The following is a 16,069-nucleotide window of genomic DNA, read 5'->3' as shown; positions in this document are numbered from 1 at the left end:
ATAAATTCATATCTACATAAATATATACGCAGTTTTTTATAAACCGTTTATGTAAAAGTGAATTATTTTTGAAAAATATCGAACAATAAACAAACAACTGGGTATAAATCGCCTAATAGCACTCTTAATTTTGATAATCCTTGTTTAATCTGTACACGGACTGTACTGGAAGAAATATTTTTCATTCGGGCTATTTCCTCATATGTTTTATTATAATACAGATGCTGGATAAAAATCTCCCGGCATTTCTCAGGGAGCTGATCAATAGCCTTACTGATTTGATTCGCTAACTCTTTATTTTCCAAACATGCCAAAGGAGAAGAATCCAAATAGACTAATTGTTCATAAATCTCAACTGTATAATCTTTTATATCAGAAACAGCAATTTCGTCCAAACGCTTCTTTCTGTAATAACTTAAACACTGATTTTGAACGGCACGTACCAAATAAGCTTTGATCGGATAAAATAATGACGAACGGTTATTCCATACATTCAAAAATACGTCATTTACAATTTCTTCTGCCATTTCCGGTTTATATACATATTTAACGGCTACAGCACATAAATAGACATAATAAGTTGAATACAATAATTCAAAAGCTTTTGTATCCCCATTATTTACACGTTGTATGACCTCTTTTTCTATATTCACGGACCTCTTCTTAATCGAATCAGACAACAAACATAAATATTTTATCTCTATATTTTATTTTTTGATTAACTTTTTATCCGGACAAAAGAAAGCATGGACCACCGACGGAGCTCATCCCGTCAACCGAACCATGCTTCTTTTCCTAATTATTATGGCAAAATAATTAAAAACAGACCTTAAAAGGACAGCAAACAGGAAATGGAATAAGAATAGAAAGACATCGGATGTCTTGTTTTTCTCTTCCGGCCTTTCCTCGAAGCCGTCGAAATAATATGCCTTGCAGGTCTTCTGACTTACTTCCGGAGTGAACGCCTTCCCAACTTTTCAATTAAAAAGTCAGTGGCAAAGTTTGCTCACCCGTTATGAAGCTCACAGCAGCGGGACTGTCCGGGATTCACACCCGGTTCCCTTTTAATCCTTACCCGCGGATACAGGCTCGGAACAATGCATAGCGCAAATATAGAGATATTTTTACATCTTATGGTAGCAGATCCTATAAATTTTATTTATTATGTTTACGATATTCATCTATTGCGTCTTTCGCCGGAGCTTTAATCAATTTTTGTTCACGAACTGCACGGGATTGATTGAAATAATCATCCAATAACTGAATATCAAATTCATCTATCATCCGGTCTGCTGAAATCGAATCATGTTCACTGGTGATCATCACTGCCCCTATACGTCCGGGATCAGAGATAGAAACAAGATCACCGTACTTTCTTTTCAAAGCGGTCAATTTCTCCCAGTTATTATCGAGATGTACCAATTTACGGTCAAGGTTGACTGTAGCCACAGCATAATTATAATAGTTCGTACTTGAGGCGACCATCTCTCCCAATGGGTTACGTATCTCCGACGGAGCATTCAGAAAACCATAGGCACAAACAAAATAAGCCTGACAGGAATAAGCCCATTTGCTTTGTTCCAAACCTCCGTGATACATTGATGGAAACAAAATTATGTCCGGTTTTTGCTGAGCATACCGTTCCCTCAACTCATCAAAATTAAGATCGAAACAAACAGCACAAGCAACAGTCCCGAAATCACATAGCAGGAGTTCTGCTTCATCAGAAGGCATGATCTCATTCATTTCCTGGATAGTAGGAAAATTCTTATTATATATACCGGCTACTTTTCCACGTCGGTCAAGCAGTATACATGAATTCCACCAGCTTCCGTTTTCTTCCCTTTTGGTTCCAAAAGCAATATAACAGTGATTATCTTTTGCTACCGAAGCCAGGTAATCCTTTACCTGATCTTTCCTTACTTTATAATATTCAAACTGCTCTGCCGTAGTTAATCCGGAAGGACGATCGCATGCTTCCGTTAATAATATCAGATCCGGCTTATGTAATAACACTTTTGACAACTGCCTTTGCCAGTAATCGATCATCTGATCGACCATTTGCTGATAACTCATCTGATTATTTACGGAAACCGCAACCCCTCCACCTCCGATAGTGACTATTTTCACCGGATTCTTTGCCCGGGCTGCCAACACGACTGTAAAAACAGTTATAAAAATCAGGTAAACAGAATGTTTCATCTTCTTTCAGGTTATTTATGTTCCTCAATCACTGCAGGTGTACCGTCTAAGGAAAACAGAATTTTCCAACCGGCAACGGACGCTCCCAGTCTGCCATTTTCTTTAATCAATAGTGCCTCATCGGGTGTTATTTCCGGAGAACCGGCATCATCGACAAACAACACATGCAGGAAATAATCTTTCATCTGCTTGACAGCCGGTGAAACTTCCAACCGCCAGGCACCAGTTTGTATCTGGGGTTTCGGCCAGCAATTCTTATTTAAAGGGTAATTGATGCCATTCACCCAGGCCTCTTTACCTTCTCCACCTATCAGTTCCAACCGGGCATTTTCAGGATAAAGGGTAAAACATGTCAATCGCCCTCCTCCGTTCTCTGCTACCATTCGATTCTCAACTACTTCCGGTTCATGAACCGTATGAAGCAAGAAACGTTTTTCAAAATCCTTCCTGGTACTTTCTACGCGATCGAAAACGACTATTACAGGACGGGATGTTGTATTTCTCCGCAGGTAAATAATCTCCCGCTGTGCAAGGCTGACCCTTTCCCGGTCATAGGCTTTAGTTGCATCTCCAACAGCATAAGTATATTCATCTGTCTCCCGACACAACGTGATTCCATCCAAATGAGCATGGCCGCCGGGCAGGATATCAGTCAGCTTTGTCGGTTCCTCTTCCCGGTAAGGTTGTCCCCCGTCATTGGATACCGAACGGCCATATACCTTATATTCCTGTTCCGGATCAAATACAATAATCCCGTTATGGGCAATTGTACGGGTAAAATAATTACACCAATGCGTACTTCCGTATCCGCCGTTTTCACAACCTTCATCATACATTCCGGAATCAATTGCCAGGGGTGACTTATAGTGGATCGTGAACGTATTTTCATCCCGGTGATGATGATTCGCCGAATAGAAAGGGACAGAACGGAACTGAAGCAAAGTTGTCTCTTCATCCCAACGATCCCGTGCTATAACAACTCCGGCATTTCCAAAATCCCGACTCAAAGGTAACGGTATTGTTTTATCATCCGGTGCAACCGGCCTAACGCTCTTATCAGCATACAAGATTCGGGCGAACGGATCTTTTGTCGGTTTGGCCAGCCAAGCTGCATAGGGATTTTTATAGATTCCGGCAGAAATATACAATAGCTCCTGTTCATCCTGCAAGTCGGTGTCAACCGAGTAAGCGTCCCCCGTATTCGCGAACAAACCATCTCCCTGCTGTCCGTATATCCAGAAAAGAGGTATTTCTGCCTGCCAGGGGAAATACATACATTCATTCGTAGCACTTGACATGACACTGTGCGTTCGTCCCGATAAATAAGGAGCACTGTAATTCCATCCCATATGATAGCCACCTTTCTCAGTGATCCATCCTTGTACAGGAAAATACCCCTGAACCCAGTGTTCACGTATCTCCAGTAATTTTTCTCTCAGCTCCGGTTTATCCGTAACCAAAGCCAGCAATCCGGTCAGCAAAGAAAAATTACCCCAGCGTGAATGTCCGCCAACATAATCCGCATAAGCCGAGAAATGCCAGTTCGTGTCCAAATGATCCAGTATTGCCTTTTCAATAGCCAGTTTCTCCCGGACAGTCAGAAAATGGTACAACCAATCATAGGCTACAGCCAGCGACATTAATCGTCCGCGGTATTCATCGTCATTTCCGACAGGACCGTCGTCCACCATCACCTGTACCCATTCTTTTACCCATCGGATATAGTTTTCATCTTCCGTCACCACAGCTACAAACGCCATATTACGCCCGATATCCCAATGTTTGAGATACCTTCCCCTACCCAACACCTCCGGAGAGAATTGTAAGGTCTGTTCTTTAAGATAAGACAATAATTCACTCCACTCCTGCCTGAACTCACCACGAACACGTTCACGGATAACCGGTAAATCCGTATCACGAAAATATAACCTGGGATGTCCCGGGTAAACTTTCACCCGGGAGGTATCCGAATGGATTATTACCGACGGTATTTCTTTTTGTCCGATCGTATACCCCCATTGTCCATACGCATCCGTAAAAGGGAAAACGGAAAATATTCCTATCATCCCCTTTATTCCGGTCCTTATATATCGATGTACCTTGCTCTTCATTCTTGTTTGAATTTAGAATTATTACAACCTCCTTGCCTCCTGTTTGAATCTGAACCGCCGGACAAAATAATCAAGTCCTGTGATATGGCTGGAAGGGAACCAGCAAAGCAGAAACAAAGCAGCCATTTCGATCAGATTCTTATTTACGACCCAATAACTTCCCTCTACATGAACATTTACTCCCAAGCTTGCAAACGGGGGATAAGCCAGATAATAGAATAACAGTAGTACGATCCCGAATATCTTACAATATCTGGAACATATTCCCAGAAACAATCCCAACCCCAGCAGAATCAGCCCCCATTCATTCATCAAATCCACACAACGCAGTACGGTTTCCGACTCAGTCATGCTTTTAAACAAGGGAGCAAACGGACCTGTCGTATTTTGTAAATAGGCTTTGGCAGTCCAGCCCGGAGTATAAAATTTGATCAATCCTTCATACAAAAAATGCCAGCCGATCAATACACGTAACAACGTAAGAGCCCATAACTGGCCTGTTGAATATTTTATTTCTTTTTCCATGATATATCGATTGATAATAAGTTTATTCGATTATGACTTTCTCATTCACTTTATCCCAATGAACAGGTCGCCGGTGTTCATAAGCCAGATTTGCCAGATTAAAAGTGACCGCCTCTTCGAACCCGACATCGATCCCACAACTGGTAGTTCCGAATCCTCGAATAGCATCGATCCATTCTTTCAGATGCAGGAAAGTGGCGTCAATGACTTTCCCATCGATATAGGTCGGACCATAACCACTTTTCAGGTAAGTCTTGGCCGTGGCCGAAGATATTGCGTCCACATCAGCACACGGTTCGTAATAATACATGGGATCGTCTGAGCTTATCGCATGTTCTTTGTATCGCTCCGAGTAAGTATCCTTATACATCATAATCGCATTATCTATATCCATTGTCACCTCCGAGCCCAAAATATGGGACTGACGATAAATTCCACTTTTCAGCGTACTGTCATATGTCATGGTGAGTCCCCTTTCCGGATAGGTAAAGATTGCACTGAACAAATCCGGCATATCTCCGTGTCCTTTATAATAATATTGTCCGCCTAAAGCTACGACAGTATCCGGTATCCCCAGTTCCAACACCTGATTAACACAATCATATTTATGGGTAAAATCATTTCCGGTAACTCCGGTCCCGTAATCACTATATCGCTGCCAGTTAAAATATCGCTTCGGGTCAAACTCAACCCAGGGAGCTTTACCCAGAAATTCTTCCCAATTAATTGTATCCGGATTACCCAAATGGTCAAATTCCCTTGTCCGTATCCAGGCACCATTCAGATCATTCTTGTTGGTATATGTCTGCACCAATGAAACGACTCCTAATGCACCTTTTCTATACAGTTCATTAGCTATCTTGAAACTCATTTGCTGACGATTTTCGTGTCCTAACTGGAAAATAACACCTGTCGATTTAATCACTTCCCTTAACTCCAAAGCCTCCTCAATGGTGTGTGTCATCGGTTTTTCCAGATAGACATGCTTTCCCGCTTTTGCAGCATCTATAGCAATCCGGGCATGCGTATGGTCAGGAGTAGCAATAATTACAGCATCTATTTCATCACTGGCTATCATCTCCCGGTAAGTAGGAAATACTTTAGCCGGCCTATGTTCTCTTTTATCACCTCCCCGCCGTACTTTATTCAATGATATCTCATATCCTCTTTTCGCATGAGCATCGAAAGTATCACAAACTCCGGCAAAATCGACGTACAAGTCCTCCTCATCCAACAGATCCTGAAGCCTTTTGGTATACTTACCATTAATCGTATTATCTTCCACATACTTCGAAGAGACAAAACCCAGAGAATTCAACAGCTGATCACCACGCCAACCATTACCGATCACACCAAACCGAACAACATTACTGTTATTTCCCGTAGGAGGTCTTAACTTATCTTCCGGAGCAGACAGATGGTCTATTTTCAAGGTAGAGAGATAATCGTTCTGTATCCTTTCCAGTTCTGTTGTAATATTACCTTTTGCTCCAACTGCAAAATAACCCAAAAAGGGAACCGCAGCCATACCTTTCAAAAAATCTCTTCGATTAGTTTTCATGGTCTCATTCTATTTTCTAAATTAGATAATCTTTATTATTTTCCGGCCATAGTGATTCCGGATAAACTATGTTCCGGTCCCCTCACAACGGGACCGGCGACATAGCTTCCCCAATATATCAGCGTATCACCCTAATAGATTTATTATAAGCCTCAGTTAGTCTGCCAGCCCGGATTCTGCTTCAAATTCGGATTTAATACGATCTGAGATTCCGGGATCGGATTCAGATAATCTCTCTTCAGATCAAACCTGTATCCGTCAGGAAGCGACCCTTTGAACGGATCGAGATATCCCTTTTCATCAACCGGATAAAAATCCGTGAACTGATTAGCCTTAGCACCTTTTGGTCTTTTACCAACAATCAGCTCCTCCGCGGCAGCCCAACGGGCTATATCATCCCACCGGAAACCTTCGGAAGCCAGTTCCACACGCCGTTCTCTCCTGATTTCATTGATAACAGGAGAAAGGGAAGGAAAGTCCCATTCCGGGTCAGATACAATTTCCGATATAATTAAATTAGGCATCCCTACCCGGTCACGGAGTTTTTTAACGGATATATCAATGTCATTCTGTGTAAGTTCACCAAGTTCTGCTTTGGCTTCCGCATAGTTCAGTAACACTTCCGCATAACGATATACGACAGAAGGAGTTTCTTCATAATTCAAACTATGATATTCCATTCTCGGATCATATCCTTTACGCAATACATAACCGGAAGGTGCATTAAACTTCGTATTCGTATTGACCTGGTCATATACGTCTTTCCAGTAAGTCGTACTTGTCTCGTCAATCATCCAGGGAGCCTCCAGCGTAAATATAGTCTGTTTAAACCGGGGGTCACGATCCAGCATTTCATCCATCAATGTATTATCTCCTTGATACAAAGGACTTACTTTGATCGGTTTCCCATCTTTACACAGATAAGCATCCGCCAGATCTTTCGTTATCGATTTATCATTAGGATATTCCAACTGATAGTTCTTATTGTTATTGATATTTAAAGCCGTCGAGAACTTTTTCCACAACAGAACCTCCGGATTGGACGAATAATCCCGTTGAGCGAACAAATCATTATAATCCTTCTCCGGGTTCCCTGTCGAATAGATTTCAAATAATCCTGAATTCATAACCAGGGTAGCTGCTTCAACCGCTTTTCTCAGATATTTCTCCGGATTGGATTCCTGTGCCTTGAAGTCGTCATTCGCATGATATTTCTCCCAGGTTCCTTCATACAGGGCTACTCTGGATTGAACTGCCAACGCCATCCATTTATTGATGCGTGACACACCATCGGTTTTCAGGTCAGACATCAGGAAAGCCGCAGAATCAAGATCCTGAATAATACGGTCGGCAACCTGATTGCGAGGTGTACGGGGTTCATACAATTCCGGGGAATCCGTATTCAACGTCTTTGTTATTACCGGCACATCCCCGAATGTCTGTAACAACTGGAAATAAATCAACGCACGGAAGAAATAAGCCTCTCCCACATACTGTTTGTAGCTATTGAAATCGCTTTCACATTTATGGTAATTATCAAAAAAGTAATTTACAGATCTTACTTCCGAAAAATCCCAACGGACACGCCCTTCATAACCGACCGTACGACTTCCCATCAAACGGGGATCTATCAGGCTACCGATGATCATATTATCACTATTGAAATCATCACCTCCACCCCGATATTTGGTTCCCAGTACCGGTCCATAATACACAGGCAATAATGCATTCGTATAAAACTGGTTCACATAAATCTCCATATCAGACGGTTGCTTGAAAAAATCGGCAGAAGAGACCTCGTCCAAAGGATGTTTCTCCAACAAATCATCATTACATGCCATAAAAGCCAAAGCAACCAGCAAAGAGAAAAATATAATTGTCAATTTATTCTGTTTCATAACTCTGTAGATTTAAAAGGTTAGATTAATTCCGAATGAATAGTTTCTCGATATCGGATAGATGGCACCTGCATTTTCTTTATTTCCTCCTCCCAAAGTCGGATCGGATGCAACCGTTGTCTCCGGCTCCAGAGAATCGGGTAACTTTGTTATTGTCAGCAGATTTTCTCCGGATACATAGATACGTATTCGCTGCAAGAACAATTTTCTGGAAATATGTTTCGGAACCGTATAACCTAATTGAAGATTCTTCAGACGTAAATAACTGGCATTAAGCACATATCTTGACTGAGGCAAACGGTTTTTCTCCAACTCATATGTAAAATAAGGCTTCGGAAAATAAGCATCGGTATTAGGTCCCAATGCACTTTGCTCATCAGCCGGACGCCAATAGTCCAAAGCCGGACTGTTACTGAACAATGCAGATTCTGATCCGGGCGTTCCGCCTATCACAACTCCGTAAAACCGGTTCAAGCTTACATTTGCCAGATAATCCCGTTTACCGATGCCTTGCCAAAACATATTGAAATCAAAATCTTTCCATGTCAAACCGGCCGTAATACCATAATTGAAACGGGGGGTATGGTTACCGATCACTTTCAGGTCGCCATGATCATTCAATGTCCTTGCACCGTCATCCAGAATATTATTACCGTCCAGGTCTTTATATTTCATATCACCAGGCCCCCAGGTATTGTAATATTTGGACTGGTCGGGCATCGGTTCACCTTCCGATTGTATGATACCGTCTGTTACAAATCCCCATATCTCTCCTACTTTTTTACCTTCATACCAGTCATCGATACGTCCGCTGTCATTTTTGTATTTAAGGATCGTAGAACGGCTGTCTCCCAAGCTGAAAGCGACATTATAAGACAAGTCCGAAGTGATATGGTCACGCCAACTTACTGTCAGTTCAAAACCTTTGGTAGACAACTTGGCATTATTACTGTAAGGAATACTTGTTCCCAATACGGCAGGAACACTTTCAGCCGGTCCGAACATATCGCTGGTCACCCTGTTATACCAATCAAAAACAACTCCAAGACGATTATTGAGGAAACCCATATCTGCACCAATGTTCAATGTAGTCACAGTCTCCCAGGTCAAGTCATTTGGAACAATACCGGGAACTGTTGCATATATAGGCAACGAGTTTCCGATTATATGCGGTAAATCCCTATTAACAGGAACTGTGGAAAGATACAGATAGTTAGCGACATTCTGGTTGCCCAATGAACCGTATGAAGCACGTAACTTCAAAGAATTCATATAAGGTTCCACCGGATTCCAGAAATCTTCTTTCGAAATATTATATCCGACTGAAACGGAAGGGAAAAAGCCCCATCTCGAATTCTTTGCAAAACGGGAAGAGCCATTATAACGTGCACTGAATTCAAACAGATATTTCTCTTTATAATTATAATTAACACGTCCGAAATAACCTTCTGTCGCCCAATGCGTGATTTCATCCGACAAGGTCACATTACCTAATGCCGTATTGATCGAAGGTACTTCTTCCGTGATCAATTGCATCTTTGAACCGTACAAACCACGGAAATAACTCGTTTCCCTTTCGTATCCGAATAATACTTTGAAATAATGGTCTTTCCATGTCTTCTCATACGAAGTGATCCCGTTGGCAAGCGTATAATAGGAATAAGCCAGTTGTTCCACAGAACCACTTTCCGGAGCACCGATATTTCCGATCGAACCATTCGGGTTCTGAACCTGAACCGGCTTGGGGTTCTGTATATTGGAACTGCCACCATAATTATAGTTATATGAAATACTGGTCTTCCATCCTGCTATCGGTTCGATCTCACCACGAAGCGTCAATCCCAAATCATGATTTTCCTTACGTTCACGTCCGTTACTCTGCAAAGCACGGACCAACGGGTTACTGATCGTACCATCTTCATTATACATAGGCATTAGTGGTCCGAAAGACAGGAAAGAACGTAAAATATACCCCTGAGACTGTCCTACAATACCTAACGGACGATCTATCTCTGAACGGGAATATTTGGAACTGAAATCAAAACGCAGCCATTTCTTGATTTCCGAAGATATATTGGCCATCACATTATAACGCTGGTATTTATCATCCCCCCATTTATATAGACCACCCTGATCCAGATATCCGGCAGAAACATAATATTGCGTTTTCTCCCCTCCGCCTTCTATATTGATATTGTGCTTTTGCGAAAAAGCCGATTTCTTATAATACATCGAAGGCCAGTCATAATTCGCATTACCTTCCCATCTACCTCTCCAGATACTTGCAGGCGGACTCTCCAGATTATATTCCGGCTTATACGTCCCGGCCATATAATCTTTCACACGCTGCACCTGCGCATCCGGATAGATCGGAGCCAATCCGGAGTTTGCCTGTATCTGGTTATATGCCGTAACCCAAGTCAAAGCATCCACAAAATGCGGAATATTCAACGGAGAAGCAAAAGACAGGTTATTATTATACTGTATATGCATTTCCTGATTCTTTTTCCCTCTCTTAGTCGTTACCAATATAACCCCGAAAGGCGCACGCGAACCATATATCGCTGAAGCCGAAGCATCTTTCAGAACAGATATACTTTCAATAGACTCCGGATCCACAGTGTCAATATTAGTTTCCACTCCATCGACCAGAACCAACGGAGACTGGTTACCAGCCAATGAACCGGTACCACGGATATTCCATGTCCGTGCAGCACCTGGTTCACCACCCAGACTATTCATACTGATATTCAGGTTAGGAGAAGCTCCCTGGATCAACTGGGACATGGTTGGAGCCGAACGGTTTGCCAATACCTCTTCCGTGATTACATCGACAGAGCCGGTTAAATTCACTTTTTTCTGCGTGCCATATCCGACAACCACGACTTCATCCAGACTTTTAGAATCTTCCTGTAGCGTAATATTAAGCTGGCGGTTGCCTTTTACCGGGATTTCCTGCGTAATATAACCGATATAAGAGACCAGCAAAACAGCATTGTCCTGTACTGCCAAAGTAAATTTTCCATCCAGATCGGTAACAGTCCCATTTGTCGTACCTTTTTCCACCACATTAGCACCGATAACCGGCAATTTATGTTCATCCAATACAAGTCCTGTTATCTGCTTTTTTTCCACAACAGCCTGAGGCAGCCGGACTTCAGGATCCTGTTTCTTCTTATAAAAAATGACTTGACGATCTACAATTTTATAATCAGCCCCGGATCCTTCCAGCAGGTTATCCAGAATCTCATTTATAGAACCGTGAGACTTTTCCACATGGACTTTTTTAGACAAGTCAATCGCATTGTCATTATAAAAGAAAATAAATTCGGTTTTTCCTTCAATTTCGCTGAATACTTCTTGCAGGGTTTTATTTCCTGAAGACAGATGGATTTCCGTAACCTGGGCATACGTTGCTTCGTTCGCCCAACCATATGTTACAAACAGCAAGAGTAACAAAGTAATTCTCATAATATGAAGTACTTTCCGAAATTCTTTACAAGAATTCCGGGGATTTGTGATTAATTTCATACCTTTGTATATGTTTTTAGATTAAAAAATGTTTTTAGTAAAGCTTTTTTAATTTGAACTTAACCGGAAAGTAGGACCAGTACTTTCCGGTTTTCTTTTTTATGTCTTTTCTATCCCATGGTATTCCGTTTTTTATTGTTTAACACTAATCTTTATTACATCACCTTCTTTATCATATTCTATCGGCGCCGTGATAGATATAATCCGGAAAGTTTCCCTGATATCCGACTTTAAATCCAGTTTTCCGCTTACCGTCACTTTACTGATTTCCGCAGGATCAAAAGTCAGGACTACATTATAATATCTTTCTATTTTCTTCAGGACATCAGCCAACGATTCATTATGAAAAATAAGGAAACCGTCTTTCCAACAGATATATTCATATATATCCGCATCCTCTATCCGAGTCGCAAAAGTACTCTTCTCCAAAGTATAGAGTTGATTAGGCTTAATGGTTGTCGTATTCTTTTTATTAGCCACTTTAACCGCAACAGAACCTGTCGCCAAAGCGACGAACTGTTGTTTGTCATTTTTATAGGCAGATACATTAAATGATGTTCCCAGAACATTCACTTCCATCATATCCGTTTTTACCACAAACGGATGCTTTTCATTACGTGCTACCTCCAGATAAATTTCACCTTCCACATATATCTCCCGTCTGTCGGACGCAAATACTGCCGGATAAACCAGTTTCGTTCCGGAATTTGCCCAAATAGCGGAACCATCGCTCAATGTCACACGGGTTGTTTTTCCATGCGGAACGATCAGTTGGTTGTATTCACGCCTCGATGGTTCCGGCAAATCTATCTGCTTCTGATTCACACGCATATTCCCATCCTCATCATGGGATACTTGTACATCTTTGTCTTCAAACTCTATTTTATCTTTATCGCCTAAAATCACCATCACATTATTCGAGGCATCATCCGGTAATTGAGTATTGGAAAGAATGCTGTTATAATCGATCTCTTCCCGGGGAGATAAACCGGTATATATATAATAGGTAGCAATACACAATATTGCTACAACAGCAACATAACGCAGGAACATAGAGAAAGAGACAGACATACGTTTCGGACGACGGATAGCAGATTCTATTTTTGTCCACAATTCAGCTTTAGCTTCTGAAGAAAGTCCTTCATCAACCACTCTGATCTTCCGTTTCAATAACCGAAGATCTTCTTCCGAACTTTTTTTATTTTCTTCCGAGTTGTTCATCCTATTATAGTCTGTTATGTATTCATTAGGGAAACGAAAATGAGGCGCGTTTTGTACTCACTCAAAAGAGAAAAAATCAGAAATAAATTAAGCAATCAATTTAACGAGCTCAAAAACAAGATGATAAGAGTATCCATATTCAGACAACTTCTAATTTTTTCCATTGCACGGTGAACAATGTTACGGGCTGACTGATTATTAATTCCCAGCAACTGGGATATTTCATCATACGACATTTCCGCCTGAAAACGCAAATAAATCGCTTCTTTCTGACGATCAGACAAAAGACTGAGGACTTCTTCAAACCGGGCTTTTATACTTTCATCCGGTTCTTCATCCTCCTCCTGTCCAAATGCAAATTGTACATGGAAAGGTAATTCTTCCGGCGAAATATAGACCATCCGCTGGTTATGACGGATCATGTCTATCAATAAATTTTTCAATGAACTGAACAAGTAAAACAGAGGATTGGATAAAGCCGGAAGTTGTTGTCGGTTCTCATACAGTTTAATGAATAACTCCTGAATGCAGTCCTTCACTGACTCTTCATCGCTGACAAACTTTGTCCCATATCTGTATAATTTATCCGATGTCAATTCAAAGAGCGCAGAAAAGGCACTCTCCTCTCCATTACGGAAAAGTTCCCAAAGTGTAGTTTCATTTTTGAGGTCTTGCGAGTTTCGGACCATATGATATTTCTATTAATACGAACTATAAACACATAATAATGAAAGAAAAAATACAGTCAAACCTTCCATCTTTATCTCATATCTCTAAGACAAAGATAAGAAAAGTATCGATAAATCCATTTTCTCTTGCTTTTGTTTCGCACCCTCATACTATCATATCACAATTTCCCTGCACGATAAGCATCTATCGCTTCCTTTACGGATCCATGCATAAGCAGCAGATGGTAAGACTCAATGTAGCCAAGGTTTAGTTCGTTCATCAACATCCGTGTCCCACGGTCGATCAGTTTCTGGTTGGTAAGTTGCATATTTACCATCCGGTTGCCTTTTACACGTCCCAGTTGGATCATTACCGAAGTAGAGATCATGTTCAGGATCATCTTTTGCCCTGTTCCGGATTTCATTCGCGAACTACCGGTAACAAACTCCGGACCTACGATCATTTCAATGGCTACATCTGCCTCCGCTGCCATCGGAGAATCCGGATTACTGGAAATGGAAGCTGTCAGGATTCCTTGCTCACGTGCCTTGCGCAAAGCTCCTATTACATAGGGAGTCGTTCCGGATGCGGCAATACCGATTACTGTATCTTTTGTTGTGATATGGTGCTCCTGCAATTCCTCCCAACCGCGATTCAGATCATCTTCCGCATTTTCTACCGGATTACGAAGCGCTTTGTCTCCACCCGCAATCAGTCCGATCACCAGGGTTGGCGGCATTCCGAAAGTAGGGGGGATCTCCGAAGCATCGAGTACGCCCAGACGTCCACTTGTGCCGGCACCCAGATAAAAGATACGTCCCCCTTGTTTCATCCGGGGGACGATCTGTAATACAAGTTCTTCAACCTTAGGTATCGTTTTCCGGACTGCTGACGCAACTTTCTGGTCTTCCGTATTTATATCGTCCAGTAATTCGCGGACCGACTTGCTTTCCAGATTATTATATAATGAGTCTTGCTCTGTTATCTTAGTAAACGACATATTAATATGTATTATGTATGTTGCTAAACAGATACAAAACTAACAAAATTTATGTCTGCGAACCTCTTCTTACTTATACATTTCTTTCAACCATTGGAACCGTGCCATATTTTGTTCCGGATAAGTCCAGTGACCGGTTTCCAGATAAAGATGCAGTTCTTTTGCTCCCGGAATGACATTATAAGCGGAATACATGGAAGTTGGAGGACAAGTCACATCATTATATCCCCAGCTATACCACCCCGGTGCATTTACACGACGGGCAAAATTAACCACATCAAAATAAGCTAATGTCTCCACCTCATTCGGACCAGGTTTTGCATTCCGGTAATAATGAGGCCAGCCACCGGCACGCTGGTGTAAATAACCGGCATAATCACATAAGGCCGGATAGAATGCTGCCAGAAACTTAATACGCGGATCCAATCCTGCCGTAACGATAGAAAGCGCTCCTCCCTGACTACCACCGGTTACACCGACAGTCGAACCGTCAAATTCAGGTAAAGAGAAAATAAAATCCACCGCTCTCACACAACCGAGATACACCCGTTTGTAATAATGGGTGTCACGATCATTCTTATTGATCCCGGGATAGCCGTTCAAAGCACCGGATGCCAGGTTATTATATACTTCCTGGGGCATATTTACCGGAATTCCATGAATACCGATCTCTAATGTGATAACATCATCCCCTAAATTCATGCCGTTATACGGACGGATACCGGCACCCGGAACCTGGAGGATAGCCGGATATACCCCTTCCTTCTTAGGTACGATCAGAATACCATATATCCGGGAACCCGGACGCTCATTCTGAAAACTGACATGATAAACGTTTTGCGTAGACGTACATCTTTCCGGCATCAACACCATTTTAGGGTCCAGAGACGTTTTACGGGCATCTTCAATCGCCTGCTTCCAGAAACTGTCGAAATCTTTCGGATCAGCGGTTGTCGGCCGGATTCTTTCTTCGTCTACGGCAACCGTGGCCATTCCTTCATAATTGCGACCATCTACTTTTGCTATGACCTTACAACGCAAAAAACCAGGTTCATTCATGGAGCCTTTTAATGTTGTTTTACCATTTTTCAAAAGTACATCCGCTTCCTTCTTTACGGGGAAATACTCCGGTCCCACTTCATAATCAACCACCACGTCTTTCAGGAGATTTTCATTCCTAAAGACCTGAACGGTAAAAGTAACTTCCTCTTTTTGTTTATATTTCCAGTCTGTCCGATCCGGAGATACCACCACATTGACCAATTTCTGAGCCGGCTGAGCCTCCAGCCTTAACGAACTTCCTACCAGCAATACCAGAAGGAAGCAGAATGAGAATAACACTTTTTTCATC

At 41.8% G+C, this 16,069-nt stretch carries 11 protein-coding genes and 1 riboswitch; all 11 genes read right to left on the bottom strand.

Going from position 1 to position 16,069, the window contains the following annotated elements:
* Nucleotides 1–62 precede the first annotated feature (62 nt).
* The 11 genes from DWW91_RS24570 to DWW91_RS24520 all read right to left on the bottom strand — a co-directional run bounded on the left by DWW91_RS24570 (nucleotide 63) and on the right by DWW91_RS24520 (nucleotide 16,068).
* Nucleotides 63–653, bottom strand: coding sequence for an RNA polymerase sigma-70 factor (locus DWW91_RS24570; RefSeq protein WP_046147971.1), 591 nt, complete (start codon nucleotides 651–653; stop codon nucleotides 63–65).
* 260 nt (nucleotides 654–913) lie between these two features.
* Nucleotides 914–1,115: riboswitch (cobalamin riboswitch) on the bottom strand.
* Nucleotides 1,116–1,155: 40 nt separating this feature from the next.
* Nucleotides 1,156–2,202: a carbon-nitrogen hydrolase family protein gene (locus DWW91_RS24565; RefSeq protein ID WP_046147906.1), complete on the bottom strand. Its 1,047-nt coding sequence runs from the start codon at nucleotides 2,200–2,202 to the stop codon at nucleotides 1,156–1,158.
* Nucleotides 2,203–2,213: 11 nt separating this feature from the next.
* Nucleotides 2,214–4,268, bottom strand: a complete 2,055-nt coding sequence (locus DWW91_RS24560; protein ID WP_158599479.1) for a heparinase II/III family protein — start codon at nucleotides 4,266–4,268, stop codon at nucleotides 2,214–2,216.
* 66 nt (nucleotides 4,269–4,334) lie between these two features.
* Nucleotides 4,335–4,838, bottom strand: a complete 504-nt coding sequence (locus DWW91_RS24555) for a DoxX family membrane protein (RefSeq protein WP_046147904.1) — start codon at nucleotides 4,836–4,838, stop codon at nucleotides 4,335–4,337.
* Between the two features lie 22 nt (nucleotides 4,839–4,860).
* Entirely contained in the window at nucleotides 4,861–6,399 is a 1,539-nt protein-coding gene (locus DWW91_RS24550) for a Gfo/Idh/MocA family protein (RefSeq protein ID WP_007654247.1), read from the bottom strand.
* Nucleotides 6,400–6,551: 152 nt separating this feature from the next.
* Nucleotides 6,552–8,297, bottom strand: coding sequence for a RagB/SusD family nutrient uptake outer membrane protein (locus DWW91_RS24545; RefSeq protein WP_122329203.1), 1,746 nt, complete (start codon nucleotides 8,295–8,297; stop codon nucleotides 6,552–6,554).
* A 12-nt stretch (nucleotides 8,298–8,309) separates the two neighbouring features.
* Nucleotides 8,310–11,768, bottom strand: coding sequence for a TonB-dependent receptor (locus DWW91_RS24540; RefSeq protein ID WP_232312453.1), 3,459 nt, complete (start codon nucleotides 11,766–11,768; stop codon nucleotides 8,310–8,312).
* A 192-nt stretch (nucleotides 11,769–11,960) separates the two neighbouring features.
* The gene (locus DWW91_RS24535; protein WP_007654261.1) at nucleotides 11,961–13,049 is read right to left on the bottom strand and encodes a FecR family protein; all 1,089 of its coding nucleotides are present in this window, start codon (nucleotides 13,047–13,049) and stop codon (nucleotides 11,961–11,963) included.
* A gap of 95 nt (nucleotides 13,050–13,144) precedes the next feature.
* Nucleotides 13,145–13,738, bottom strand: coding sequence for an RNA polymerase sigma factor (locus DWW91_RS24530; RefSeq protein ID WP_007654267.1), 594 nt, complete (start codon nucleotides 13,736–13,738; stop codon nucleotides 13,145–13,147).
* A gap of 158 nt (nucleotides 13,739–13,896) precedes the next feature.
* Entirely contained in the window at nucleotides 13,897–14,718 is an 822-nt protein-coding gene (gene murQ / locus DWW91_RS24525; RefSeq protein WP_010800518.1) for an N-acetylmuramic acid 6-phosphate etherase, read from the bottom strand.
* Between the two features lie 69 nt (nucleotides 14,719–14,787).
* Nucleotides 14,788–16,068 (bottom strand): acetylxylan esterase, encoded by a 1,281-nt coding sequence (locus DWW91_RS24520; protein WP_122329202.1) that lies wholly within the window; start codon nucleotides 16,066–16,068, stop codon nucleotides 14,788–14,790.
* Nucleotide 16,069: the final 1 nt, after the last annotated feature.

The organism is Parabacteroides sp. AF17-3 (assembly GCF_003635445.1).
Classification (GTDB): Bacteria; Bacteroidota; Bacteroidia; order Bacteroidales; family Tannerellaceae; genus Parabacteroides; species Parabacteroides goldsteinii.
The sequence above is the reverse complement of the archived record's forward strand: the minus strand, read 5'-3'. Positions and strand labels throughout refer to the sequence as shown.